The organism is Mycobacterium sp. NGS62 (assembly GCF_059812285.1).
The window spans coordinates 316,404-340,171 of sequence record NZ_JCALCK010000002.1; the positions used below are offsets into that span (position 1 = coordinate 316,404).

The following is a 23,768-nucleotide window of genomic DNA, read 5'->3' on the forward strand; positions in this document are numbered from 1 at the left end:
AAACCTACGGTTGCTCCAATAGCCGCAGCGGATGCAAACCGTCGACTGCGCCGATGAACGGCGGGTGAATGCTGTAGCCGAGCATCCGCCGAATGTCGTCGGAGACCGTCCGGGCCAGCTCGCGCGACACCGACAGGGTGAAGGCCTCCATCGGTCGCAACCACGGTTGGCAGTACTGGGCGGTGACGGCAAGACGATCACCGGCGGAGGTGTTGGCTCCGCCGCCATGCCACAGGGTGCCTACGAAGAAGACGCACGAGCCGGCCGGCATCACCACAGTTTCCGCGCGATCCGCTGGGCCCGGTCTCCGTTTGCCCCAGCGGTGGCTGCCGGGGAACACGACGGTGGCGCCGTTGTCGGCGGTGAAGTCGTCGATCGCCCAGATCGTCGCGGCTGCCAACGGTTCTCGGGGGCGCGGAACGGGATAGAAGCCGTCGTCGTGGTGAGGCAATTGCGCGGATTCTCCGGGCTGAATGTTGATGGCCTGCAATGTCGAAAGCAGGTAGTTGGGCATCAGCAACCGGTCCAATACCGCCAGTACCCGCGGATGGTCGGCAATCCGATCGGATAGACGCGTCCTGGTCAGCAGGCTGTAGATGCGCTGGGTGTGTCGGCCCTCGAAAGAGTTGCGTCCGGTGTGTCCCAGCCACGGCCGGACCACGTCGCGAATCTGCTGGCACTCCTCGGCGGTGAGCAGGTTTTCCCAGATGACGTAGCCGTCACGGTCGAGGGCCGCCACGTCTGCTTCGACGATCGCGCTGTCGACCGAGGCCCCGCCGCTCGGTTCCCGCTTGTAGCGAAGCGCCAAATCGCCCCTCAGGTCCTCCAGCGTGGTGAGGGACTCGTCATCGATGTTCATGGGGACTCGTCCTTATGAGGCGGTTTCCCCCCTCACCCTAACGTTGGCGCCAGGTCGGTACACGTTTCTCGAGGAACGCACACATGCCCTCTTGAGCGTCGTCGGCGCCGGCGTTCATCGCCATGACCGCCTTCGTCAAGTCGTAGGCCCGGTGCTCGTCGAGCTCAATCTGCGCGTAGAACGCTTCCTTGCCCAGCCCTACCGTCAGTGGGCTGGAAGCGACGATGGCGTCGACGAGGGAACCGAGCTCCTCTTCGAGCGATTCCGCCGAAACGACGCGGTTCACCAAACCCCACTCGAGCGCGGTCAACGCGGTAATCGGCTGGCCGGTGAGCAGCATCTCCAGCGCCCGCTTCCTGCCGATCGCGCGCGAGAGCGGCACCATCGGAGTCGAGCAGAACAGCCCGATCTTGACTCCGGGAGTAGCGAAACCGGCGCCGTGCGCCGCCACGACGAGGTCGCAGGCCGCGACAAGCTGACAGCCCGCCGCGGTAGCCAAACCCTCGACCTTTGCGATCACCGGTTGGGGGAGCCGGTGGATGGTTTCCATGAGCTCGGTGCACACGTCGAAGAGCCGCTGGTAGAAGGGAACGTCGCGGCCGATCATCTCCGTCATGTCGTGACCCGCCGAAAACGCCGGGCCGACGGCATCGATGACGATCACCTGCACGTCAGGTTTCGCACTGAGGCGGCGCAACGTGTCGATCAGGACCTCCATTACCTCGAGGCTGAGGGCGTTGCGTTTCTCCGGTCGGTTGAGGGTCAGGCGCGCCACCGGGCCGTCGGCGCGTACCAGAACGGGCGCATTTGCGGCGAGCTTGCTCATGCAGGCGAGCATATGTCCTGGTGCCGAGGCCGGCGATCGAAGTCGAGGCTCTCCAGTGGCGGCTGTGGGAGCATGGGCAAGACGGTTCCGTACCAGAGCAAAGGTGGAGCAAGTGGTCATTGCCCTTATCGTCATCGGCGTAATTGTGGCGATCCTCGTGGTGGTCGCGTTCAGCGTCTACAACGGGCTCGTCCGTTCACGGAACGCCTACAAGAATGCTTTCGCGCAGATCGACGTTCAGCTGACCAGGCGTCATGACTTGATTCCCAACCTCGTCGAAACGGCCAAGGCTTATCTGGCCCACGAGCGCGGCACCCTCGAAGCGGTGATTCAGGCGCGCAACTCCGCAATCAGCGCACAAGCGGCAGCCACCGCCAACCCGGGAGACCCCAACGCCATGGGCAAGTTGGCAGAGTCGGAAGGCGCGCTGACCGGAGCTCTCGGGCGGCTGTTTGCGCTGAGCGAGTCGTACCCAGACCTCAAGGCCAACCAGAACATGATGCAGCTTTCCGAAGAGCTGACGTCGACGGAGAACCGTGTTGCGTTCGCCCGTCAGGCCTACAACGACTCGGTCTTGACCTACAACAACAAGCGCGAAGTCTTCCCGGCTGCCATCTTCGCGGGCATGTTCGGCTTCACCGCGGCGGCACCGCTGGAGGCGGGTCCGGAGACGCGGGAAGTCCCGCGCGTCCAGTTCTGATTCGTGGATTTCTTCGAGCGCCAGCGGCAGGTACGCGCGGCGTCGAAAAGAATGGTGTTCCTGTTCATCCTGGCTGTACTCGGGATCACCGCGGTCGTGGATGCCGCAGTCATGGCATTCGTGCTGTCTGGAGCGGACGAGCCAATACCGCCGGGAGAGTTGGTTGCCATGGTGGTGATCATCAGCATCCCGGTGCTGCTGATGATTGGCACGGTGTCGGTTGTCAAGACGTTCATGCTGCGCCAGGGCGGCGGGACCAAGGTTGCCGAGAGCCTGGGCGGGGTGCGCGTACCGGACATGCCAACAGACCCACAGCTCAAGCGGTACCGCAACATCGTCGAAGAAATCGCCATCGCGTCAAGCACTCCGGTGCCGGTGCTCTACTACCTACCGCAGGAGCAGGGCATCAATGCGTTCGCCGCGGGATACACACCGGCAGACGCCGCCGTGTGCGTCACCCAGGGCTCGCTCGACCGGCTCAACCGCGACGAACTGCAGGGCGTGATCGCTCACGAGTTCAGCCACGTCGTCAACGGCGATATGCGGTTGAGCCTCAGACTGATTGGCGTACTGGCCGGGATCACCGCGTTGGCGGTGGTCGGGCGGGTGCTGTTGTATTCGGGTAACGGGCGCAACCGGGACCGCGACGGTGGTCTCCCGTTGTGGGCAGTCGGGTTGGTCGTTCTGGCGGCCGGCTGGATCGGAGTCTTCTTCGCGCGGCTGATCAAAGCAGCCGTCTCGCGTCAGCGGGAGTATCTCGCCGACGCATCGGCGGTCCAGTACACGCGGCAGCCGAGTGGGCTGTCGGGCGCGCTGAAGAAGATCGGTGGGCTGCAGGCCGGCTCAAAGCTGGCCAGCCCCAAGACCGAAAACGTCAGTCACATGCTGTTCGGCCCGGGCATGAACTTTTCCTCGCTGTATGCAACCCACCCGCCGCTCCTCAAACGCATCCAGGCCATCGAGCCCGACTTCACGCCGGACAACCTCGACCAATTGCGGCATCGGTGGTCCCAACAGCCGCCGGACGGCTTGGCAGAGGACGCCCGGATGGGCTTGGCGGAGGCGCCAGCGCACCAAACTGCCTCCCGCCGCCTCGATGCCCGCGAATACGCAGCGGCCGTTGGCAACCCGACCGCAGCATCGCACCAGGCAGGTGTGCGCATCCGCAAGGCGATCCCGGATAACCTGGCCGACCTTGCGCACAACCCGGCCACCGCGGTCCCGCTGATCTACGGCTTGATATTCGACCGCAAACCCAACGTCCGGCAGGCCCAGTACGACATCGTCGCCCGCAATCACGGCAAGCAGGTGGCCGACGAGGCATGGCGATGCGGCGCAGAGTTGGTGCACCTCGACCCAAGCCTGCGCCTGCCCGTCGCGTCCATGGCATTCCCTGCTCTACGCGGTCGGGCCGCGGCGGACATCCGACAGATGACATCGGTTCTGGGCCAACTGATCAACGCCGACGGGCAGCTCGACGTCTTCGAATACTGCCTGGGCACACTGGTATTCGTCGGCTTGCACGAGGCATTGACGTCGGGATCACCGTGGAAGAGCAGGCGACAGAATCTGGCCAGCGCCCAAAACGCCGTCTCTTGTCTGATCGCGGTGCTGGCGCAGACCGGTAACAGTGATCCGCGGGCGGCGGCAGCGGCCTTCCACGCAGGCATCTCCGTCGCATACCCGCAAGCCCGCATCCCGTTCCTGCCAGTCGACGGGGTCTTCGCGCTCGAGCAAGTGTGGCCGGTGATCGACGGACTGGAAGGCAACGACAAGGCCACCGTTGTGGCCGCGGTGGTGACCACGGTCATGGCCGACAGGACGGTCACGGTGCAGGAGTCTGAACTGCTCCGAACCGTGTGCGGTGTGCTGCATGCCCCGGTCCCACCGGTTATCTAAGCGCGCAATGGTGCCAGCAACGCCTGAAGTCCGTATTCGAAAACGGCGTCATAGTCGGTCGGGGACTGCAGCGCTTCGACGAGCGCCCGGTCCGCCCAGTCATCGGCCCACAGTGACGGATCCTCCTCGTCGTGCTTGGCGCCCCGAACGGCCGAGAACTGCATCACCGCCGACGATATGACGTGAACCTGCACCGCCCGCAAGACCAGTGCAGCCTCGGTGCCGGTGACACCCAATTCCGCGAGCTGCGCCGCCAACGTCTGCTGAATCGGCAGGAACAACCGCGGCGTCTGGTCGCGTTCATGCGCGATACTGAGCAGGTGCTGGCGCTCAATCAGCGCCGTGCGCTGCGAGCGGGCAAGCGAGGCAATGCGTTCGACGGCGGTGTCACCCGCGATGGGGAGATTGGCCATCTGGCTGAGCAATCGGTCGACCAGGTTGTCGAAAAGTTTGTCGCGACCCCCGACGTGCCAGTAGATCGAGGTGACGGCCACCCCGAGTTGCTCGGCGAGGCCGCGCATCGTGAACGCCTCCACCCCGTGGAGTTCGATCAGTCGGGCCGCAGCGTCCAGGATCACCTCGGCGCTCACGGCCTGTTCGCCCTTGGCAGTCAAGGTGTTTCACCTCCGCTAACGCAATCCGACTCGGGAAGCTCCAGGTAACGTTCCAGGTTGCGGTGCATGTTGATCACCCGCCGTTCCTCATTAGACAACACCATATGGGTGTACCCCGGCTGGTGCAGACCACGCTGCAGTCCCGGCAACACCGTGAGGTCCTGGGACATCACCAGACCCGGGTGCGCCTCCTCGGCCGGCATCCGCACGTCGGCGGGCTTGCTGCGCGGCGCACCGGGCGGCATCCGGGTGAACAACACCATCACCAACTCGCCATGGTCGGGGTCAGGCCCTGGCCGTGCGGCCAGGACGGTCAGATGATCGGCGTTGGTCAGCAGGGACATGTTCGGGAAGATGTTGTACTGGTGCAGCCGCATCATCTGATCGGTGCTGGCCCAGCTGAGATCGACACCTCGCTCAGCAGCGAAAGCTCTTGTGCGATCGGCGATCATGTCGGCAACCGACTGCCCGGGTTGGCAATCATCGTGCGGGAACGGGGTGCCCTCGCCAACACCCATCAATGCTCCCTGGGTATCGACATAGGCGTCCCAGATCTCGTCGTCGCTGGGCGCTTGTTTGATATGCGGGCTGGGCACTCCGTAGAGCTGCTCGGATTTACCGGTGTGTCCCCAGATCACCTGTGGCGCATGGACGTCGTCCACGCACCGGTGCAGCTCGGGATGCAACGTCTGGATGTGATAGGTCTCGCTGAAGCCGTCGGCGATCGTCTTCCAATTCGCCTCGACTTCGATGGTCATCGTCGCGTAGCAGCGGAAGTCGCGGAGCCCGCACCAGGCGATGTCGTCCGGCACCGCCTCCAGGAAGTCAGCCAACGGCATCGCGTCGCGGTCGAGGTTGACGAAGACCAGCCGCTCCCACACCTCGACGCGGGCCGTAAACAAGGGCAACTCCGACATCCGTAACGCGCCGAACCCCTTGCGATTGGGAACTCGCTTGAGAACGCCGCAGAGGTCCCAGGTCCAACCGTGGTAACCGCATCGCAGTTCACGCAGGTCCGAACCGGAGCCGGCGCACAGCGAGTTGCCCCGGTGCCGGCACACGTTCTGGAACGCACGCAGGGCGCCGTCGTCGCCGCGAACGACCAGTATCGAGTAAAGCCCGCACCGGTATTCGAAGTAGTCGCCGGCCTCGGCGACATGGTCCACCGTGCAAGCGAGCTGCCACACCTTCGGCCACATCCGCTCCACCTCGAGCTGGGCGAACGCCGGGGAGTAGTAGCGCTCCGCCGGAACGAGGGCGGGGCGCTGCGGCGGCGTGCCGATCGCGTCTTCCTGACGGACTTGACGCGCAGTTTCGGTCGTCATCGAAAGGCTCCCGTCGGCTCTGTAACGGTGTTACATTGCTCACTGTAGCGGCTGGCGGGGGCAGACAAGGAGTAATCGTGTTCGACCTCAAGATTCTTGGCGGCGCCGTCGTCGACGGTACAGGCGCGGACCGATTCGACGCCGATATCGCTGTCAAGGACGGCAAAATCGTGGAGGTTCGTCGCCGCGGACCCAACGATCAGCCGCTGGACGGCGAGGCCGCCGAGACGATCGACGCAACCGGAAAGATCGTCGCGCCGGGATTCGTCGATATTCACACCCACTACGACGGTCAGGTCAGCTGGGATGGCCTGCTGGAGCCGTCCAGTAGCCACGGTGTCACCACGGTGGTGATGGGCAACTGCGGTGTCGGCTTCGCGCCGGTGCGGCCGGGGCAAGAAGACTGGCTGATCGGCCTGATGGAGGGTGTGGAGGACATTCCCGGTGCCGCTCTCACCGAGGGCATCACGTGGGGCTGGCAAAGTTACCCCGAATACCTCGACGTCGTCGAAAGCCACGAGTTCGCTGTCGATGTGGGAAGCCAGATAGCCCACGGCTCGGTCCGCGCCTACGCGATGGGGGAGCGCGGCGCCCGCAACGAACCCGCCACCCCGGAGGACATTGCGGCAATGGCGCGACTCGTGCAGGAGGCCGTCGAGGCCGGCGCGCTGGGCTTCTCGACGTCGCGCACCCTCGGCCACCGGGCCATCGACGGCGAGCCCGTTCCTGGAACCTATGCCGCCGAGGACGAGCTGTTCGGGCTCGGCCGTGCCATGGCGGCCGGCGGGCAGGCTGTCTTCGAGCTGGCTCCTCAGGGGGTGGCGGGCGAGGACATCATCGCGCCCAAGAAGGAGCTGGAGTGGATGCAGCGGCTGGGCGCTGAGATCGACCGGCCGATCTCCTTCGGCATGATCCAAGTTGACGCCGCCCCAGATCTTTGGCGCGAACAGCTGGACATCTCGGCGGCTGCTCACGCGGCAGGCAGTCGGCTGTATCCCCAGATCGCCGCGCGACCGTTCGGCATGCTGTTCGGCTTTCCCGGGCATCACGCGTTCACCCACCGTCCGACCTTCCGCCGGCTGAAGGCCGAATGCGGCCGCGAGGAACTGGCGCAGCGCCTCGCCGAGCCGGCCGTCAAGGCGGCGATCTTGTCCGAGGACGATCTGCCGCCCGACCCAAACCGGTTGTTCGACAACATGTTTGCTCTTGCTCAATACTCGCTTGGTCGGCTCTATGCGCTGGGCGACCCCCCCGACTACGAGCCGACCGCCGAACGCACCGTGGAGAAAATCGCGGCCGAGCGCGGCGAGGACCCATTGGCCACGCTCTACGACCTGATGCTGGAGTCCGATGCAACGGCGATGCTGATGCTGCCGTTCTACAACTATTTCTACGGCAACCATGACGCGATCCGTGAGATGCTGTTGCATCCCGCGGGTGTGTCGGGTCTTTCCGACGGCGGCGCGCACTGCAGCATGATCTGTGACGCGTCGTATCCCACCTTCTTGCTGACGCATTGGGCCCGCGATCGTCACCGGGGCGAGAAGCTGCCGCTGGAGTACGTCATCCGCAAGCAGTCTCACGACACCGCACAGCTGTTCGGGCTTTCGGATCGCGGGGTCATCGATGTCGGAAAGAAGGCCGACGTCAACCTAATCGACATGGATGCGCTGACGTTGCATCCCGCGCGGATGGCCTACGACCTGCCGGCCGGCGGCAACCGCCTCGTTCAGGGAGCCTCGGGCTACAGCGCCACGATCGTCAGCGGCGCCGTGACCCGCCGCGACGGCGTCGACACCGGCGCGCGTCCCGGCCGGCTGGTACGCGGAGCACGCTGAGCACATGTCGATCGATCGTGCTGCGCTGGCAGCGGGCAGCATCCGGTTAGCGTCAGGCGTCTCGTTTCTCGTCGATCCGGTTCGTGCGAACCGGCTTTGGGGCGCCGAGGCGGAAGAGTCGTCACCGACGGCGCGACTGCTGTTGCGGTCGATGGGCTACCGCGACGCGTTGATCGGCGGGCTGCTCGCAGCGGCAGCATTGCGCGGCAAGAACACTCGCGGCTGGTTTCTGGCATCCGGTGGTGCCGATGCTGCCGACCTGCTCGGCGGGATGAGCGTGCATCACGAGATGAAGCGCTCCCAACAGATCATCGGCCTGGGCGGGGCTGTCATCGGCATCGCCGTCGGGCTCTGGGGCGCTTTGCGCGCTCAGCCGTCTTCGCCGGTGTGTAACCCCTCCGGCGGTGGCGTGGAATAGGCGGGATAGGCCGGCGGCTTTACCACGCTGTCGTCGTCTTTTTCTTCGGATGCGGCCTGGGCGTCCTTTTCGTCGCCGTTCGGCGGTTCAGCAGTGCTCATCAGTCCTCCCTAGCCGATGCCGTGTTCGATGATGTCGCGGGCACGGTCGAGCAACGACGCGAAGGGCCCGACGGCAAAGTTCAGCTTCGCGGATTCCACGCCGGCATGCGGACGGGTCGGCGCGATAGCTTCCGCTGCTCGCACCGCTGTTCCCAGTCGTTTGAGTTCGTCGGCGTCGAGCTCACGCTGCAGCTTGGGGAACTCTCCGCTCTCCTCAAGCTCGGCGTGCTCCAGCACCGCGTCTCGCAGCTTGCTGAGTTCGTCGATGAACTGCTGCGAGGTGATGTCGATGTTCTCGATTTTTGACAGCAGCTCCTTGGCGTTGTGCTCTTCCTGGAGTCGAGCATCGACGATGACGTCCCCGGTATCCAGCTCGCGGCGCACCCGCGGGTGCACCAGCATTTCCTCGGCTGTCTCGTGGACGGCCAGCAGTTGGCGCAATTGCAGGAATGGCTTCTCCCGCGCCTGTGGGTCCGATGCGAGCAGCACCTGGTCGAACAGGTCCTCGATCAGGTTGTGTTGTGCTTTGAGGAACCCGACGACGTCGTCGGGCGATTGAATAATCATCTCGGGCATGCCAGATACCTCCAGCGGTCAGCCAGATTCCGGACGCGGCTAGGTGGCTGTGAGCCGCTCAGCGCCGCGCATACCCTGGCGCGACGGCGGTTAAACGCCGTGCGCCTGAACGGATCGGCGACGAGGACTACCCTGGCCTTATGGCCAAAAGCCGAGTCAAGGTGGCCCGGGTCTATGACGATCCCGGCGACGACGACGGCCAACGCATCCTGGTAGATCGGGTGTGGCCGCGAGGATTCCGCAAGGACGACCCGCGGGTGGGCACCTGGCACAAGGACGTCGCGCCGTCGAAAGAGCTACGTGAGTGGTACGGCCACAAGCCCGAGCGTTTCGACGAGTTCGCCAAACGCTACAAAAAAGAACTTCACGACAGCGAGGCGCTGGACGAGCTGCGCAAGCTGACCAAACGCGGGACGGTCACGCTGGTGACCGCCACCCGTGAGCTGGACGGCAGCCAGGCCGCGGTACTGGCCAAACTGCTCTAATAGTCGAACCGCGCCAGCTGGGTGTCGCCGCGCCGACCCGATTCGTCGATCGACAGTACCGCCGGCACCATCTCGCTGGTGACCATGCCGTGCTCGGCGGTCAGCTCGTCGACGATGTCGAAGCTGCGCGCGATCCACTCCGGGGTGTCCACGATAATCGTGACCACCGGCACCCGTCGCGCCAGCTGAAACAGCTTGTCTCCGTGAGGTTCATGGTCGCCGTGGAAGCCCCAGATGCCACGAAGCACAGTCGCACCGCGGGCCATCCCCGAGTCCAGCAGCCGGCGGACCAGGGCGCGGTGAATGGGCAGACCGCCGTGTCCGGTGGCCTCGCTGGTGTGCACCATCAGCTTCTGCCACACCGCCCGCCCGTGCTCGTCGGTCGTCGGCAGACGATGCGGCCGGGCCAGCGCCTGGCCGTCGCGTTTGCACACCCGCACCCGTTCGACGGTCAACAGCGGATGGGGCAGGACTGCTCTGAGCTCGGCGGCCGCCGCCGACACCTGTGCCGCGCTTCCGATGGAGATAATCATCATCGGAACATTGACGTTGCGGCTGAAAAACCGGGCGCGGTAGCGCTCGCCGTGGGCGGTGCCGTCGACACCGAGAAATACTGCGGCACCAGCGAAACCATGCCGATGCAGCATACCGCACACGGTGCGGTATGCCGGCAGCCCGCCGATGCGCTCTTGGCGTCCGACGTAGACGGTGAGCTTGCTGGTGTCGTGTGCGTCGGAGGCCGCGTCTGCGCGCACCAACTGTGCGCGTTCCAGGGTCATCAGGCCGCGGCCGGTCACCGCGATCACGTCGTCGACCAGTCCGCTGATCTTCGACTCGAGATCGACCGCGGCGACCGTCACCGGTGGGTCCTCCGACAGGCTCAGCGATTCGTCGGTGCGCAGCACGTGCCGCGGGCCGAAACTGGCGATGCCGCGCAGCATCACGCTGGTCGCGACTTCGCGTTCGCCGAAGAGGTTAAGCATCGCATCGGCCAGGAACCCGTGCTGTGCCGCATCGTTGGCGGCACGCTGGCGTTCGCCGAAGTAAGTCGTCAGTTTCAGGTAGGAGTCGTTCATAGCCGGCCCACGATCCATTGGCCCAGTAGCGCTGCGGCCAGGCCCAGCACCATGCTGACGACGATATTGCCTGCGGCGGGCCAGATCTGGCGCTCTTCACCGAGCCGTTGGGTTTCCAGCATCCAGGTGGAAAACGTGGTGTAGGAACCGATGAACGCGGTGTCGATGAGCAGCGCGGCGTGCCTGCTCAACGCCAGCCCGCCGAGCATGCCCAGCAGTGCGGCGCCGCTGATGTTGACTGTCAGCGTCCCCAACGGAAACGCCCGGGCCGCCCGGCGGGCCACCGCGCCGTCGACCACAAATCGCAGCACCGAGCCGACACCCCCGGCCGCCAACACGCCCACCCAGATGAGCATTTAGCGCACCCGCACCCGTCGTACCGCGGCGGTCGCGAGGTACACCGCCAGCAAGCCCAGCACGATGCTGGCGACGGTGTAGCCGACCGCAAGACCGTATTGCTGGTGTTCGAGCATCGCCAGCGTCTCGACCTGCATGGTGGAGAAGGTGGTCAGCCCCCCGCACAGCCCGGTGCCCAGCAGCGGGCGGCGATAGCTCGACAGCGGCAGCCGCTCCAGCAGTCGGGTGGTGAAGTAGCCGACCAGAAAGGCGCCGACGATGTTGGCGACGAACGTCGGCCACGGCCAGCGCGTCGGATCCGGCACGGCCAGGGTGTTCAGGCCCGCCCGCACCGCCGCGCCCACCGCGCCTCCGACAAAGACAGCGGCCAACTCCCGGTAGTCGCGACCTGGCATCCCAGCAGCGTATGCGGGACATCGGCAGAATTGGTGTCATGGCGGCCAATCCACGCGCCGGTCAACCGGCCGAGCCCGAAGACCTCGTCGATCTGCCACACCTGGTAACCGCGTATTACACGCGGCAACCCGACCCGGATGACGTGGGGCAGCAGGTGAGCTTCGGCACGTCAGGCCACCGGGGCTCAGCACTGGACGGCGCGTTCAACGAGCCCCACATCCTGGCCATCACCCAAGCCATCGTCGAGTACCGCGCCACCGCCGGCACGACGGGCCCGCTGTTCATCGGCCGCGACACCCACGCTCTTTCCGAGCCGGCCTGGGTGTCGGCGCTGGAGGTGCTGGCCGCCAACGACGTGACCGCGATGATCGACTCGGCCGACCGGTACACCCCGACCCCGGCCATCAGCCACGCCATCCTCAACTACAACCGTGGCCGCGCCGACGGGCTGGCCGACGGGATTGTCGTCACCCCGTCGCACAACCCGCCCCGCGACGGCGGCTTCAAGTACAACCCGCCGCACGGCGGCCCGGCCGACACTTACGTCACCAACGCAATTGCCAAGCGCGCCAACGAGATTCTGCGTGAAGGCGGTACCGCGGTGAAGCGGATACCGTTGGCCCGCGCTCTGCGCAGCACCTGGCGCCACGACTACCTCGATGCCTACGTCGACGACCTGCCCAGCGTGGTGAACATCGACGCCATCCGAAAGGCGGGGGTGCGGATCGGCGCCGACCCGCTCGGCGGGGCCAGCGTCGACTACTGGGGCGTGATCGCCGAACGGCACAACCTCGATCTGACCGTGGTCAATCCGTTGGTCGATGCGACGTGGCGGTTCATGACACTCGACACCGACGGCAAGATCCGGATGGACTGCAGTTCGCCGGATGCGATGGCTGGGCTGATCGCCAACCGCGACGACTATGCCCTGGCCACCGGCAACGACGCCGACGCCGACCGGCACGGCATCGTGACTCCCGATGAAGGGCTGCTGAATCCCAACCACTACCTGGCGGTGGCCATCGACTATCTCTACACGCATCGGCCTTCCTGGCCGGCCAGCATCGCCGTCGGCAAGACCGCGGTCAGCTCGTCGATCATCGACCGGGTGGTGAATGGCATCGGCCGGCGGCTCGTCGAGGTGCCGGTGGGCTTCAAATGGTTCGTCGACGGCCTACTGGAGGCCACCATCGGTTTCGGTGGCGAAGAATCGGCCGGCGCGTCGTTTCTGCGCCGCGACGGGTCGGTGTGGACCACCGACAAGGACGGCATCATCCTTGCGTTGCTGGCCGCCGAGATCCTGGCGGTCACCGAGGAGACACCGTCGCAGCGTTACCGGGAGTTGGCGGGCAAATACGGGGCGCCGACCTATGCGCGGGTCGACGCGCCCGCCGACCGCCAGCAGAAAGCAAGGTTAGCTAAACTATCGGCCGACGAGGTAAGCGCTACCGAACTGGCTGGCGAAGAGATCACAGCAAAGTTAACCACTGCTCCTGGCAACGATGCTCCGTTGGGTGGCCTGAAGGTGACAACCGAGAACGCGTGGTTTGCTGCACGTCCGTCGGGCACCGAGGATGTCTATAAGATCTACGCCGAATCCTTCCGGGGCGCGGAGCATTTAGCCGAGGTTCAGCGAGTGGCTCAGGACGTGGTCGGTAAAATCATCGGGTGACCCTCGTTGCCCGGCGCGCTCAAACGCCGCTGCCACGGGAAGCCTGGGCACTGATTTCGGCGAATGTGATGATCGCCCTCGGCTACGGCGTGGTGTCTCCAGTGCTGCCCGCCTACGCCCGCACGTTCGGGGTCAGCATCGGCGCGGCGACCTTCGTCATCACCGTGGTCTCGGTGACCCGGCTGTTTTTTGCGCCGGTCACCGGCCTGATGGTGCAGCGGCTGGGGGAGCGGCGGATCTATGTAGCCGGGCTGCTGTTCGTGGCGGTGTCGACCGGCGCGTGCGCCTTTGCCCAGACTTACTGGCAGTTGCTGGCGTTCCGCGCGCTCGGCGGGATCGGGTCGACGATGTTCTTCATCTCCGCACTGGGACTGATGATTCGGATCAGTCCCGACGACGCGCGAGGGCGGATCGCAGGCCTGTTCTCCACCGGGTTTCTGGCCGGCTCGGTCGGCGGACCAGTGGTCGGTGGTCTTACCGCGAGCTTTGGGCTGAGCGCGCCGTTCCTTATCTACGGAGCGGCACTGCTGGCGGCTGCGGTAGTGGTGTTCGCCAGCCTGCGCCGTTCCACGCTGGCCGCTCGTGCTGATGAGACCGAACCGACGGTAACGCTGCGCGCCGCGTTGCGGCATCGCGCCTACCGCTCAGCGCTGGTGTCGAATTTCGCGACGGGTTGGTCGGTGTTCGGGCTGCGGATCGCGTTGGTGCCGCTGTTCGTTTCGGAGGTCCTGGGCCGCGGTCCGCGGATGACCGGTTTGGCGCTGGCGACGTTTGCGATCGGCAACGTCGTTGCCGTGCTGCCCAGCGGTTATCTGTCCGACCGGATCGGCCGGCGAGGCCTGTTGATCGCCGGACTTGCGGTGTCGGGGGTGACGACCATGTGGGTGGGCGCCTCGACGTCCGTGTCGCTGTTTTTGGTCGCGGCGTATCTGGCGGGTGCGGCGTCGGGCATGTTCACCTCGCCGCAGCAGGCCGCGGTCGCCGACATCCTGGGCGGCACGGCGCGTGCGGGCACCGCGGTGGCGACGTTTCAGATGATGGCCGACCTGGGCGCGATCGTGGGTTCGGTGGCGGTCGGTCAGATCGCCGAACGCGTGAGTTTTGGATGGGGTTTTGTGGTCAGCGGGGTGATCTTGCTGGCCGCCGCGGTCGGCTGGGTGGTGGCGCCGGAAACCCGCCCGGTGGTGGCGCCGGCGGTGCTGGGGTTGGAGGGCGCGCCGGACGCGGCGTGAGCGTACACACGCCCGGCCGACCCCCGGTTACGCTGCGGTGATGGTCACCTTGGACCGCCTGGTGAACGTACTGGGCACGTATGGCGTTCAGCTGCGCTTCTGTTCGGTGCCGCGATCGACGGAATTGAGCAGCGTGGTGATGCACGAGTCCATCGCCGGCCGCGCCGTCGTCGGCGACGTGCTGTTGGCCATCGGCGCTGGCTCGGTGAAAGAAGCTGTGCGATGGGCGATGTCGGCGCATGCCGTGGCCCTACTGGTCCGTGGCGGCGACGACAAAACCGCGTTCGTCGGCGAGGGGGAGGCGGTCGCGGTGATGGTGATCGACGAGGCATTGCCCTGGAGCGAACTGGCTGCGGTGGTCTACGGCTTGGTGCTCGAGGGGCGCGAAACCGAATCAGGCCGTGGCCCAACCGATTTGTTCGCGCTGGCCGACAACCTGGCTGACGCGGTCGGCGGCGCGGTCACCATCCAAGACGGGCTGGCCCGCGTGCTGGCCTATTCACGGCAACAGCAGCACGCTGATTCGGCACGCGCCGAAACGATTCTGACCCGCCAGATGCCGGAACGGTTGCGCGCCCTGCTCGAACAACGCGGCGTGTACGCGCATTTGGCGGCATCGGACGAGCCGCTGTTCGTCGCCGCAGACGACGAGCACGGATTGACCGGCCGGATGGTGGTCGCGGTACGGGTCGGCCGTGAGCTACTCGGTGCCGTGTGGGTGGCCTGCCCCGAGCCGCTCGCCGCGGCCCGGCTGACCGCGCTGACCGACGGTGCGCGGACCGTCGCGCTGCATGTCCTGCGCTCCCGCGCGAGCGCCGATCTGGAACGTCAGGTGGAGTCGCAGTCGGTGACCGGGCTGCTGGAGGGCACCGCCGACGCGGTGACAGTAGCCAGTCGACTGGGCTTGCCGCAGGCACCGATGCGGGTGATCGCGGTGCACGCCCATCTGCCGTCCGAGCCCCACGCCGCCCTGTTGCAGGCCTTCGAACGTGCCACCACCGGCTTCGGCTGGTCACGGCCCGGTCGCAGCGCACTGGCCGCCAACACGGTGTACACGCTGCTGCCCGCCGAATCGGCGGCCGACGCGCGCCGCTGGGTGAGCGACTTACAGGCGGTGCTGCCGTCGCCGGCCAGTGTGGTCGCCGGGATCAGCGCCGTCGCGTCGGCCGACGAACTGGCCGCCGCGCGCCAAGAGGCCGACGAATGCCTGGCACTGCACGAGGTACGGCCGGAAGGCGCGCCACCGGCCTACGACGAATCCTGGGACGAGATCCTGCTGCAACGGCTGCGCACGGCAGCAGGCGCGGGCCGGGCACCGGCGCGCGGGCCAGTGGCCGAACTGCGCCGCCACGACCGTGAACACGCGACGCAGTACGTGGCCACACTGCGGGCGTGGCTGGCGGCGCAGGGTGACCTGGCGCAGGCCGGCGAGCGGTTGGGCGTGCACGAAAACACCGTGCGCTACCGGCTGCGCCGGATGGCGGAAGTCACCAACCTCGGCTTGGACGACCCCGGTAAGCGGCTGGCAATGACGATCGAGCTGGCCTCCAGCGACGACGACGAATCAGCTGTTGTGTCGGAAGCCGACAAACACTGACTTCGTCGTTGTCGGATTCCGGCAAACCAGTCAGCGGGTATCCGCGTCACCATGGATAACGTGATAGGTGATGGGGGTCCGCGGTCGGCGGTCGTGGTGGGCGCCGGTGTCGTCGGGTTGTCCACGGCATGGTTTCTGCAAGAGCGCGGCGTAGACGTCACGGTCGTCGATCGTGTCGGCGTGGCCGCAGGCGCCTCGTGGGGCAACGCCGGATATATCGCGCCGGCACTGACCATGCCGCTCAACGAGCCGCACACATTGCGATACGCCTTGCGCTCACTGTTGAAACCATCTGCCCCGGTGCGCATTCCACCGTCCACCGATCCGGCGCTGTGGCGCTTTTTGATGCGGTTCGCGGCCAACTGCCGCAACGCGTCATGGACGCGGGCGGTGCGGGCCAACCTGGCACTGAGCGAGGAATGCATCGAGGCCTACGACGTACTGGTCTCCAACGGTGTCGACGCGCCGATCACCGATGCGCCGGTCACCGCGCTATTTCGGACGTCTCATGACGCCGAACACCTGTTGGCGGAACTGCGCCGCTTCCAAGAGGCCGGCCAGCCCGTTTCCACCACGGAACTGACCGGTGCGGCTTTGCGCGAACAGGTGCCGCTGGCATCCGATGCGGCCGCCGCCGGCGTGCGCGTCAATGGCCAGCGTTTCGTCGACCCCGGCCGGTTCGTACAGGCGCTGGGCCGGTCGGTTGTCGAACGAGGAGCGACGCTGCACACCGCCGAGGTCGCCGATGTGGAGCCCGCCAGGGACGGTGTCGTCGTGCATACCCGCAGCGGTCCGGTGCTGAGTGCCGACGTGGCGGTGATCGCGGCTGGCGCCTGGTTGTCGCCGTTGGTGAGCCGCTGGGTGCGGGTTCCGGTGTACGCCGGGCGCGGCTATTCGTTCACGGTGCCGGTGGAACGTCCGGTTCCCTGCCCGGTGCACCTGCCCGATGCGCGGGTGGCGTGCACGCCGTTGAACGGGAAGCTGCGGGTCACCGGGACGATGGAGCTGCGCGATCCCGACGCGCCGGCGTCCGAGGCGCGGGCCGACGCCATCGCCGACGCGGCGCGCCCCTACCTCGACGGCGTCTGCTGGGAGCAGCGCAGTGAGGTGTGGGTCGGTCCACGTCCCCTGAGTCCCGACGGTCGTCCGCTGGTGGGGCAGGTGTCCCAGGGGATCTACGTTGCCGGCGGGCACGGCATGTGGGGCATGACCCACGGCCCGGTGACCGGTCGGTTGCTGACCGAGCAGATCACCACCGGCAAGCAGTCCCTCGCCCTGCGTGAGTTCGACCCCACGCGTTAAGAACCCGATTCCTTCAGTTCCACCCCACGCGTTAAGTACCGATTTCTAGGAGGCACTACATGTCCAGTTCCGAAGGTGTGTGGATGACACCGGAAACCCGCGACCGGCTCGAGGCCGAGCTGGCCGCATTATTGGGGCCGCATGTCGACGACACGCTCGATCTGGACGAACGGCGCGCGCGCCGGGCGCGCGTCCGGCAGATCCACGATCTGCTGCAATATGCCGTCGTCGGCGAAGATCCGCCCGACGACGGGGTTGCCGAGCCGGGCATGGTGCTGACCGTGCGCTACGACGACACCGGCGAGACCGAAACGTTCCTGCTGGGGGCTCGCGGCGCCGAGCACGGCGATATGGAGATCTACTCCGCCCAGTCACCGCTGGGGACCGCGATCACCGGCGCGCGCCGCGGCGAGCAGCGCAGCTATCGGGTGCCCAGCGGCGCCACGGTGTCGGTCACGCTGGTCGAGGCCGTGCCCTATGGACTGCATAGCAGTGACTGTCCGGCCTGACCGGGCGTGATCAGCGACTTTGAAGCCGAGTTGGCGGTGGTGTAGCTTCGATGAGCACACCATGGGGCTATGGCGCAGCTGGTAGCGCACCACACTGGCAGTGTGGGGGTCAGGGGTTCGAGTCCCCTTAGCTCCACCCAACGAACTGCAGACACAAGGTCTGAGGGTTGCCCCGCCTATCTTGGCGGTATGTCAGAGGAATCGAAGGATCGCGCGGCCGCTCGAGCCGAAGAGCTGATCGAACGGCGCTCCGACTTGCAGCGTGGACAGCCGGTTACTGAAACGGACGCCCAGCTGGCAGCACAGCGCGCCGAGGAAGCCCACGAGCGCGCCGCCGCGGCCCATCGCAGTGCTGCTGATCGTCACGACGAGTCGGCCCGGACACATGAACGAACTGCCTTGGTGCACGAGAACGCGATCGACGCCGGCGTCGGTGATGCCGACGAACACCGTGAGGCGGCAGCCTCGCACCGCGAACAGGCCGCCGCGGACCGCTCTGCCGCCGAGTTGTCTCAGTGCGAGGCCGACGAGGAGCAGTGAGGCTACGCTTTCATCGTGGTCCGGTTCCGACCACGACGCCTGCAGCGGCTTCGATCGGCTTGACGATCGACGTGAAATCGGATTCGGGCCCCTCCGCGCTCAGTGTCGCCTCCCATAACTGCGCCACCGAGTCCGCCAGCTGCGTGGGCATGCCCAGCGCTCTGGCCTCGTCGAGGTACAGGCGCACATCCTTGACCATCAGACCCGTCGCGAAGCCGTAGTCAAAAGTGCGCGGGAGCACCGCGCGTGGGAACTTCTCGCGGCTGGCATGGGTGGCACCTGACCCCGCGTTGAGAACATCGATCATGACCTGAGCATCCAGACCCGCCTTCACACCCATCACCATGACTTCGGCGGTTGCGGCCAGCGAAGCGGCGGCCATCAAGTTGTTCACCAGCTTCATCGTTTGCGCGGCACCGGGTTTTTCACTGACGAAGATGGCGCGGCCGATGGCATCAAAAACAGCGGCGGCGGCGTCGAACTCGGCTCGCGGGCCGGACACCATCACGGCAAGCGTTCCCGCGTGAGCGCTGTGCACCCCTCCGCTCACCGGGCTGTCCAGCATGGCCACATCATGTTCGGCCAGCAGTTCGTGGTTACGTTGCGCTGCTTGGCTTCCCGCGGTTGACAGGTCGATGAAGAGTTGAATGCGGTCACCGATGGCGACCATTGCCGCCACCTGCATCGACGTCTGTGGTGTCGGCAGGCTGGCTATGACGGTCGGCACGCGATCAGCCACCTCCCGTGCCGAGGCAGCCCGGTCGGCGCCCTCAGCCACGACGGATTCGATCGCGGCACTGCGGGTGTCGAATGCGACGACACAGTGTCCCGCGCCGACAAGTCGGCGCGCTATCGCAGATCCCATGTTGCCCAACCCGATGAATCCGATCTCCACTTCGTGGCTCCTAACACGTGCTCGACGTCGCTGTCGATTCTGGCAAATCGAGCCTGCGGTCAGCGCTTGCCTGCCCGGCTGGACTTGACTCTCACCGCAGTCTCGATGCCGTCATCGCAGTCTCGGCGAGAAAGCCACCAGGCCTTGACCTGAACTGCGGTTGAGGTCTTAACGTCGACGTTGTGACCCACCAGCTGGCCTCCGTCGGCGCGATTCGTTTCGCGCGACGCTCGAGCAACTTCGAACAGACCGTCGCGTTCTACCGCGATCTCGTCGGGCTGCCGCTGTGTGCAACGTTCGCCAATAGCTACGGCAGCACAGGCGCGATCTTCGGAATGCCCGGCACTGCCCTCACTTTCGAAATCGTCGAAGCAACCGAACCCGTCGCCGTCGACCTCCATGAGCAGCTGTGTCTGTACTTCCCCGACGCGACAGCGCAACACGACGCGACGGCTCAGCTGCGGATAGCCGGGGTGCAGCCCGTGGAGTCCCATCCATATTGGGCCGCGGTCGGGGCGGTCACCTACCGCGATCCCGATGGACGTGAGATTGTGTTCGCGCCCTTCGTATTCGGAGTCAACGAGCCACCCGCGGGCGGCGCCTCGGGCGAACACTGGACGGTCACCAGGTCTGCTCGGCGGCACGCACTAGCATGTGGTTGACCGCCACCCGCCGGTCGCGGGTCACCATGTACAGCACCGCGTCCGCGATGTCCTCGGGCCGCAGTTGGACCACGCCCGACGTCCGGCGATCATAAGCTTCGCGCGACTCCGCCGGCAGGTGGGTATTGATTTCGGTGTCGACCGAGCCGGGTGCCACGACACCGACGCGAACCCTTTTGCCCAGCAACTCTTGTCGGATGCCTTCGCTGAACGCGTTGACACCGTATTTCGTCAGCGAGTAGACCGCGCTTCCCGGGCGGGCCACCCAACCCGCAGTGGAACTGATCGTGACCAGGTCGGTGACACCGCGCGGTGAGCTGGCGGCCGCCTCGACGAGATGCGGGATCGCGGCGTGGGCCACATACAGAATCCCTTGCACGTTGACCGCCACCAGGTCATCCCAGTCTTGTAGTGGCGCTTCGGCGGCGGCTCCCGTCCGGACCAGCCCGGCGTTGTTCACCACGGTGTCGAGCCGGCCCAACTCACGAACGGTGCGATCCACCGCCTCGGTCACTTGCACCGCGTCGGTGACGTCGGCCGGCACCGCCAGCGCGGCGCCGCCCGTCGACTCGATCTCGGCTTGCAGTTGATGCAACCGGTCGGCGCGGCGCGCGACCAGGGCGACCGCGGCGCCGTCGGCGGCCAGGGCCCTGGCGGTGGCCGCGCCGATGCCGCTGCTGGCACCGGTCACCAACGCGACGGTGTTGGCTAACTGCAGCGTCATGTCACGGCTTGCTGCGTCCCGAGCGGCTCAGCCGCCACTCGGGCGGGAAGTTCATGTCGTTGTCCTTCACCACGTTGTTCAGGCCCTTGTTGAAGGTGCCCTCGGTGAGGTCGACCTCGTTGTCCTGGTCGTTTTGAATCAGCGGCAGCATGCCTTCCACCATGCCGGTCAACAGGCTGCCGAAGTACTCGCCCTTGTGCTGCTTGTAGAGCTCCAGGAAGGTCTTCTGCACCGCGACCGTGTCGGTGGGGCGAGAGCGCGAGCAGGCCATCGCATACTTCAGCGTTTCCTCTTCAAGCTTTTCGCGGGGCACCACGCTGTTGACGAACCCGCACTCATACATTTCCTTCGCGCTGAAAGGCCTTCCGGTGAACAGCATTTCGGAGAACTTCCGCAGACCCATGGTTTCCGCCCACCACCACAGCCGCGGCCCCCAGCCCACATAACGAAAAGCCGGGTGGCCGAACAAAGCGTCGTCCGAGGAGATGACCAGGTCGGCGTCGCCGGCCTGATAGAAGTGCCAGCCATAGCAGTACCCCTTGGCCTCGATGATGCTGATCTTGCGAAGTTCCTGCAGCGGCCGATTGCCGGCCGGAGCCTTGGCGTAGAAGTCGGTCACGGTGGACAGATAGCGGTAGGAGCCTCCGGGCGGGTACTTGACGTTGTCGTCGTTGATCGCGAGTTCGTGAAGCAGTGGCATACCGGGGTTTTCCAGCATGTCCCGCTGCTCGGGCAGGTCGCCGCCGCTGCCGAAATCCTCTCCCTCGCCGCGGATCACGACCACCTTGACGTCGTCGTCGACATTGCATTTGTGGATCAGGTCGGCATAGTTCTGCCGCATGCCGAGCGTCGTCGAATTCTGCGCATCGGGGCGATCGAAGGTGATGTAGGCGATCCGGTTCTTGACGTCCTTCTCGAACTTGATGAACGGCTCCGCCTCTTTTTTCATTCGTTCGTAGTCGTACTCAGGCATAAGGGTCTCCCATCCGTGCGCGGTGTCGCCGCCAGTGTGTCAGCGTCGGAGTGTGTTCGGGCAGTTTGTACTTTCCGCTTAAACCAACTGTCGCGCGGTATGCGACATTGGCACGATGAAGGTCGCGATCCTCGACGATTACCAGAACGTCGCGCTGAGCATGGCCGACTGGTCGCAGGTGGCCGCCCGCGCCGACATCACCGTGTTCACCGATCACCAGGCCGATCACGACGCGATCGTCGAGCGGCTTGCCCCGTTCGACGTGGTGTTCGTGATGCGTGAGCGCACCCCGTTGCCGCGCAGCATCATCGAGCGGCTGCCGAACCTGAAGATGATCGCCTCGACCGGTCCGTTCAACGCCGCCATCGACGTCGCAGCCGCCAAAGAGTGCGGCATCCACGTCAGCACGACCGGCGGATACCTGGAATCCACCGTCGAGCTGACCTGGGCGCTGATTCTGGCCGCCGCGCGCCGCCTCGTCGACGAGTCCGTGTCGGTACGCGGCGGCGGCTGGCAGACCTCCGTCGGTCGCCAGCTGGGCGGAACGGTTTTGGGCGTATTGGGTCTGGGTCGGATCGGCAGCCGGGTCGCGCGGGTGGGGGCGGCCTTCGGCATGGACGTCATCGCCTGGAGCACCAACCTGACTCCGGACGCCGCCGAACGCGCCGGGGTGACCTACGTCGGCAAAGAGGAGTTGTTCCGTCGCGCCGACGTGCTGACCATCCACCTGGTGCTCAGCGAACGCAGCCGCGGTCTGGTGGGCGCCGGCGAACTGGCGTTGATGAAACCGACCGCGCTGCTAGTCAACACCTCGCGCGGACCCATCGTCGACGAGAGGGCGCTGATCGAGGCGTTGCGCTCCCACCGGCTCGGCGGGGCCGGACTCGACGTCTTCGACACCGAGCCCTTGCCGGCTCGACACCCCCTGCGCGCGTTGGACACCGTCGTCGCCACCCCCCACATCGGCTATGTCGCCGACCGGGTCTATCAGACCTTCTACGGCGAGGCGGCCGCCAAGATCGCCGACTGGCTCGACGACGTCGCGCGCTGAGCGTCGGCGCCGCCAGCGCGTCTCGAGGCGGCCGAGCACCACCAGCAGGATCGCGGCCAGCGCCCACCCCAGCAGGATGTCAATGACGTAATGCTCGGCCGAATACACCAGCGTGAACGCCATCGTCAGCACGTACGCCACCAGCAGCGGGCGCCACCACCAGCGGACGCGACGCCACAGAAACACCGCGATCATCGCCGACAGTGCGGCATGCAGCGACGGGATGGCCGCCACCAGGTTCACGCTGGCCTGCCCGGAGTCGAGTAAGGCCCGCGCTGAGTGCAGATGCAGCGTGCCCCAGCCCCGGCTGGAGATCCGTTCCACAAACGGGTGGGCGCCGGGGTGGCTGGTGTGCATGGGGCCCAGCAGCCCGCCGTCGGGCACCCCGGCGGGGCTTCGGAACATGCACCGTGGGTTGGACGGGCCGTCGGCGATCTGGTCGGGTGTGCAGCGCGCGGCCGCCCACGGCGGCGCCGACGGCACCAGCACGTAGACGATCAGAGCGGCAAACGACAGCCCGATGAATCGCCGGGCAAATGCTGCCCAATCATTTCGGTTGCGCAGCCACAACAGCCCGGCGATCACGTACGGCAGGATGAAAAACGACATGTAGACGGCGCTGATGACCACCTCCCACCACGGCGGTTTAGCCAACTTGAGCTGTTCCTGCAGCCACACTGTCGGCACCACCCCGAAGAACATCCATCGGTCCACGTCTACTTGGGGCTGCCACAGCGTGGGCGTTCCAACGAACGTGGCCGCATGGCGGCTCAGGTCATACAGCAGCAGAAAAAGCGCGAATGGCAACCAGTCGCGCACGACGGCTAAGGCTCGGCGGGGACGTCCGATACTGGCGGCGATCAGCCCGGTGGCGATGTAGAGCAGCAGCAGTTCGCGGTTGAACGCGAGCCCTTCGGTCACCGTCCGGTACACCACGACCGCGGCCCATACCGCGATTGCCGCGCGTCGGATGAAGGTGAGCCGCCGCTCGCGCGGTGTGGCGGCAGCCTCGCGCGCGGCAGCCGGTTGCCTCTCGCCTGTGAGCACCTGGACCTTTCAGTCGGTCATTATTGACACCGGGGTCAATCCTTCCGGTGTTTTGCCGTCCTACATAGTCGCATTCTGCTGGGGATCTGGTAAC

Annotated in this window: 24 protein-coding genes, 1 tRNA gene and 2 pseudogenes; 14 read left to right on the forward strand and 13 right to left on the reverse strand. The window is 66.0% G+C overall.

Annotated features, from left to right (window positions below; all coding sequences use genetic code 11):
* Positions 1-4: 4 nt before the first annotated feature.
* Together AC5Y49_RS06370 and AC5Y49_RS06375 are read right to left on the reverse strand one after the other, a co-directional pair.
* The gene (locus AC5Y49_RS06370) at positions 5-859 is read right to left on the reverse strand and encodes a phytanoyl-CoA dioxygenase family protein (protein WP_499884990.1); all 855 of its coding nucleotides are present in this window, start codon (positions 857-859) and stop codon (positions 5-7) included.
* A gap of 37 nt (positions 860-896) precedes the next feature.
* The gene (locus AC5Y49_RS06375; protein ID WP_499884992.1) at positions 897-1,685 is read right to left on the reverse strand and encodes an enoyl-CoA hydratase; all 789 of its coding nucleotides are present in this window, start codon (positions 1,683-1,685) and stop codon (positions 897-899) included.
* Between the two features lie 112 nt (positions 1,686-1,797).
* Here AC5Y49_RS06375 and AC5Y49_RS06380 point away from each other — a divergent pair, with 112 nt between their 5' ends.
* Together AC5Y49_RS06380 and AC5Y49_RS06385 are read left to right on the forward strand one after the other, a co-directional pair.
* Entirely contained in the window at positions 1,798-2,385 is a 588-nt protein-coding gene (locus AC5Y49_RS06380; RefSeq protein WP_499884995.1) for a LemA family protein, read from the forward strand.
* Between the two features lie 3 nt (positions 2,386-2,388).
* Entirely contained in the window at positions 2,389-4,284 is a 1,896-nt protein-coding gene (locus AC5Y49_RS06385) for a M48 family metallopeptidase (RefSeq protein WP_499884997.1), read from the forward strand.
* Here the strand turns inward: AC5Y49_RS06385 and AC5Y49_RS06390 are convergent.
* Positions 4,281-4,898 (reverse strand): TetR/AcrR family transcriptional regulator, encoded by a 618-nt coding sequence (locus tag AC5Y49_RS06390; RefSeq protein WP_499884999.1) that lies wholly within the window; start codon positions 4,896-4,898, stop codon positions 4,281-4,283. The genes AC5Y49_RS06385 and AC5Y49_RS06390 overlap by 4 nt on opposite strands.
* Positions 4,895-6,223 carry an aromatic ring-hydroxylating oxygenase subunit alpha gene (locus tag AC5Y49_RS06395; protein WP_499885002.1) on the reverse strand — a complete coding sequence of 443 codons (1,329 nt, stop codon included), beginning with the start codon at positions 6,221-6,223 and terminating at the stop codon, positions 4,895-4,897. The genes AC5Y49_RS06390 and AC5Y49_RS06395 overlap by 4 nt, the downstream gene beginning before the upstream one ends.
* Before the next feature lie 77 nt (positions 6,224-6,300).
* On the opposite strand from AC5Y49_RS06395, the gene AC5Y49_RS06400 reads away from it, so the two are divergent.
* Both AC5Y49_RS06400 and AC5Y49_RS06405 read left to right on the forward strand, forming a co-directional pair.
* A complete protein-coding gene (locus AC5Y49_RS06400) occupies positions 6,301-8,061 on the forward strand; it encodes an N-acyl-D-amino-acid deacylase family protein (RefSeq protein ID WP_499885004.1) in 1,761 nt (586 codons plus the stop codon).
* A gap of 4 nt (positions 8,062-8,065) precedes the next feature.
* Complete coding sequence (locus AC5Y49_RS06405) at positions 8,066-8,479, forward strand: DUF4267 domain-containing protein (protein WP_499885005.1); 414 nt, start codon at positions 8,066-8,068, stop codon at positions 8,477-8,479.
* Here the strand turns inward: AC5Y49_RS06405 and AC5Y49_RS06410 are convergent.
* Together AC5Y49_RS06410 and AC5Y49_RS06415 are read right to left on the reverse strand one after the other, a co-directional pair.
* Complete coding sequence (locus AC5Y49_RS06410) at positions 8,431-8,580, reverse strand: hypothetical protein (protein WP_499885007.1); 150 nt, start codon at positions 8,578-8,580, stop codon at positions 8,431-8,433. The genes AC5Y49_RS06405 and AC5Y49_RS06410 overlap by 49 nt on opposite strands.
* Positions 8,581-8,589: 9 nt before the next feature.
* Positions 8,590-9,156 carry a hemerythrin domain-containing protein gene (locus AC5Y49_RS06415; protein ID WP_499885008.1) on the reverse strand — a complete coding sequence of 189 codons (567 nt, stop codon included), beginning with the start codon at positions 9,154-9,156 and terminating at the stop codon, positions 8,590-8,592.
* 140 nt (positions 9,157-9,296) lie between these two features.
* On the opposite strand from AC5Y49_RS06415, the gene AC5Y49_RS06420 reads away from it, so the two are divergent.
* Positions 9,297-9,641 (forward strand): DUF488 domain-containing protein, encoded by a 345-nt coding sequence (locus AC5Y49_RS06420; protein ID WP_499885010.1) that lies wholly within the window; start codon positions 9,297-9,299, stop codon positions 9,639-9,641.
* Here the strand turns inward: AC5Y49_RS06420 and AC5Y49_RS06425 are convergent.
* From AC5Y49_RS06425 to crcB (AC5Y49_RS06435), 3 genes are read right to left on the reverse strand one after another with little or no spacing between them, the layout of a single operon-like run.
* Positions 9,638-10,717: a DUF190 domain-containing protein gene (locus AC5Y49_RS06425; RefSeq protein WP_499885012.1), complete on the reverse strand. Its 1,080-nt coding sequence runs from the start codon at positions 10,715-10,717 to the stop codon at positions 9,638-9,640. The genes AC5Y49_RS06420 and AC5Y49_RS06425 overlap by 4 nt on opposite strands.
* Positions 10,714-11,073 carry a fluoride efflux transporter CrcB gene (gene crcB, locus AC5Y49_RS06430; protein ID WP_499885014.1) on the reverse strand — a complete coding sequence of 120 codons (360 nt, stop codon included), beginning with the start codon at positions 11,071-11,073 and terminating at the stop codon, positions 10,714-10,716. Before crcB (AC5Y49_RS06430) ends, AC5Y49_RS06425 begins: the two co-directional genes overlap by 4 nt.
* Positions 11,074-11,469, reverse strand: a complete 396-nt coding sequence (crcB, locus tag AC5Y49_RS06435) for a fluoride efflux transporter CrcB (protein ID WP_499885016.1) — start codon at positions 11,467-11,469, stop codon at positions 11,074-11,076.
* 38 nt (positions 11,470-11,507) lie between these two features.
* Between crcB (AC5Y49_RS06435) and pgm the strand changes: the two genes are divergently transcribed.
* The 7 genes from pgm (at position 11,508) to AC5Y49_RS06470 (ending at position 18,322) form a co-directional block, all read left to right on the forward strand.
* Positions 11,508-13,142, forward strand: coding sequence for a phosphoglucomutase (alpha-D-glucose-1,6-bisphosphate-dependent) (gene pgm / locus AC5Y49_RS06440; protein ID WP_499885020.1), 1,635 nt, complete (start codon positions 11,508-11,510; stop codon positions 13,140-13,142).
* Positions 13,139-14,374: an MFS transporter gene (locus AC5Y49_RS06445; RefSeq protein WP_499885022.1), complete on the forward strand. Its 1,236-nt coding sequence runs from the start codon at positions 13,139-13,141 to the stop codon at positions 14,372-14,374. Before pgm ends, AC5Y49_RS06445 begins: the two co-directional genes overlap by 4 nt.
* A 40-nt stretch (positions 14,375-14,414) precedes the next feature.
* A complete protein-coding gene (locus AC5Y49_RS06450; protein ID WP_499885024.1) occupies positions 14,415-15,971 on the forward strand; it encodes a PucR family transcriptional regulator in 1,557 nt (518 codons plus the stop codon).
* Positions 15,972-16,022: 51 nt separating this feature from the next.
* Positions 16,023-17,273, forward strand: a complete 1,251-nt coding sequence (locus AC5Y49_RS06455; protein WP_499885027.1) for an NAD(P)/FAD-dependent oxidoreductase — start codon at positions 16,023-16,025, stop codon at positions 17,271-17,273.
* A gap of 59 nt (positions 17,274-17,332) precedes the next feature.
* A complete protein-coding gene (locus AC5Y49_RS06460; RefSeq protein ID WP_499885030.1) occupies positions 17,333-17,782 on the forward strand; it encodes a GreA/GreB family elongation factor in 450 nt (149 codons plus the stop codon).
* Between the two features lie 63 nt (positions 17,783-17,845).
* A tRNA-Ala gene (locus AC5Y49_RS06465) sits at positions 17,846-17,918 on the forward strand.
* 53 nt (positions 17,919-17,971) lie between these two features.
* A complete protein-coding gene (locus AC5Y49_RS06470) occupies positions 17,972-18,322 on the forward strand; it encodes a hypothetical protein (protein ID WP_499885033.1) in 351 nt (116 codons plus the stop codon).
* Between the two features lie 10 nt (positions 18,323-18,332).
* Here AC5Y49_RS06470 and AC5Y49_RS06475 read toward each other — a convergent pair.
* Positions 18,333-19,286, reverse strand: a pseudogene (locus AC5Y49_RS06475) (NAD(P)-dependent oxidoreductase); the annotation flags it as partial.
* A 113-nt stretch (positions 19,287-19,399) separates the two neighbouring features.
* Here AC5Y49_RS06475 and AC5Y49_RS06480 point away from each other — a divergent pair.
* Positions 19,400-19,879 (forward strand): VOC family protein, encoded by a 480-nt coding sequence (locus AC5Y49_RS06480; protein ID WP_499885035.1) that lies wholly within the window; start codon positions 19,400-19,402, stop codon positions 19,877-19,879.
* Here AC5Y49_RS06480 and AC5Y49_RS06485 read toward each other — a convergent pair.
* Both AC5Y49_RS06485 and AC5Y49_RS06490 read right to left on the reverse strand, forming a co-directional pair.
* Complete coding sequence (locus AC5Y49_RS06485) at positions 19,839-20,603, reverse strand: SDR family NAD(P)-dependent oxidoreductase (RefSeq protein WP_499885037.1); 765 nt, start codon at positions 20,601-20,603, stop codon at positions 19,839-19,841. The two genes, AC5Y49_RS06480 and AC5Y49_RS06485, sit on opposite strands and share 41 nt — an antisense overlap.
* A 1-nt stretch (position 20,604) precedes the next feature.
* Positions 20,605-21,576 carry an enoyl-CoA hydratase/isomerase family protein gene (locus AC5Y49_RS06490; RefSeq protein ID WP_499885041.1) on the reverse strand — a complete coding sequence of 324 codons (972 nt, stop codon included), beginning with the start codon at positions 21,574-21,576 and terminating at the stop codon, positions 20,605-20,607.
* Positions 21,577-21,691: 115 nt separating this feature from the next.
* Between AC5Y49_RS06490 and AC5Y49_RS06495 the strand changes: the two genes are divergently transcribed.
* The gene (locus AC5Y49_RS06495; protein WP_499885044.1) at positions 21,692-22,627 is read left to right on the forward strand and encodes a D-2-hydroxyacid dehydrogenase family protein; all 936 of its coding nucleotides are present in this window, start codon (positions 21,692-21,694) and stop codon (positions 22,625-22,627) included.
* Positions 22,628-22,729: 102 nt separating this feature from the next.
* Here the strand turns inward: AC5Y49_RS06495 and AC5Y49_RS06500 are convergent.
* Positions 22,730-23,329: pseudogene (locus AC5Y49_RS06500) on the reverse strand (phosphatase PAP2 family protein); the annotation flags it as partial.
* Positions 23,330-23,768: the final 439 nt, after the last annotated feature.

What these genes read in the sequence shown, in the direction of transcription:
- AC5Y49_RS06370 (WP_499884990.1), bottom strand. Translation starts at nt 859, where the DNA reads ATGAACATCGATGACGAGTCCCTCACCACGCTGGAGGACCTGAGGGGC.
- AC5Y49_RS06375 (WP_499884992.1), bottom strand. Translation starts at nt 1,685, where the DNA reads ATGAGCAAGCTCGCCGCAAATGCGCCCGTTCTGGTACGCGCCGACGGC.
- AC5Y49_RS06395 (WP_499885002.1), bottom strand. Translation starts at nt 6,223, where the DNA reads ATGACGACCGAAACTGCGCGTCAAGTCCGTCAGGAAGACGCGATCGGC.
- AC5Y49_RS06405 (WP_499885005.1), top strand. Translation starts at nt 8,066, where the DNA reads ATGTCGATCGATCGTGCTGCGCTGGCAGCGGGCAGCATCCGGTTAGCG.
- AC5Y49_RS06410 (WP_499885007.1), bottom strand. Translation starts at nt 8,580, where the DNA reads ATGAGCACTGCTGAACCGCCGAACGGCGACGAAAAGGACGCCCAGGCC.
- AC5Y49_RS06415 (WP_499885008.1), bottom strand. Translation starts at nt 9,156, where the DNA reads ATGCCCGAGATGATTATTCAATCGCCCGACGACGTCGTCGGGTTCCTC.
- AC5Y49_RS06420 (WP_499885010.1), top strand. Translation starts at nt 9,297, where the DNA reads ATGGCCAAAAGCCGAGTCAAGGTGGCCCGGGTCTATGACGATCCCGGC.
- AC5Y49_RS06425 (WP_499885012.1), bottom strand. Translation starts at nt 10,717, where the DNA reads ATGAACGACTCCTACCTGAAACTGACGACTTACTTCGGCGAACGCCAG.
- crcB (WP_499885014.1), bottom strand. Translation starts at nt 11,073, where the DNA reads ATGCTCATCTGGGTGGGCGTGTTGGCGGCCGGGGGTGTCGGCTCGGTG.
- crcB (WP_499885016.1), bottom strand. Translation starts at nt 11,469, where the DNA reads ATGCCAGGTCGCGACTACCGGGAGTTGGCCGCTGTCTTTGTCGGAGGC.
- pgm (WP_499885020.1), top strand. Translation starts at nt 11,508, where the DNA reads ATGGCGGCCAATCCACGCGCCGGTCAACCGGCCGAGCCCGAAGACCTC.
- AC5Y49_RS06450 (WP_499885024.1), top strand. Translation starts at nt 14,415, where the DNA reads ATGGTCACCTTGGACCGCCTGGTGAACGTACTGGGCACGTATGGCGTT.
- AC5Y49_RS06455 (WP_499885027.1), top strand. Translation starts at nt 16,023, where the DNA reads ATGGATAACGTGATAGGTGATGGGGGTCCGCGGTCGGCGGTCGTGGTG.
- AC5Y49_RS06460 (WP_499885030.1), top strand. Translation starts at nt 17,333, where the DNA reads ATGTCCAGTTCCGAAGGTGTGTGGATGACACCGGAAACCCGCGACCGG.
- AC5Y49_RS06470 (WP_499885033.1), top strand. Translation starts at nt 17,972, where the DNA reads ATGTCAGAGGAATCGAAGGATCGCGCGGCCGCTCGAGCCGAAGAGCTG.
- AC5Y49_RS06485 (WP_499885037.1), bottom strand. Translation starts at nt 20,603, where the DNA reads ATGACGCTGCAGTTAGCCAACACCGTCGCGTTGGTGACCGGTGCCAGC.
- AC5Y49_RS06490 (WP_499885041.1), bottom strand. Translation starts at nt 21,576, where the DNA reads ATGCCTGAGTACGACTACGAACGAATGAAAAAAGAGGCGGAGCCGTTC.
- AC5Y49_RS06495 (WP_499885044.1), top strand. Translation starts at nt 21,692, where the DNA reads ATGAAGGTCGCGATCCTCGACGATTACCAGAACGTCGCGCTGAGCATG.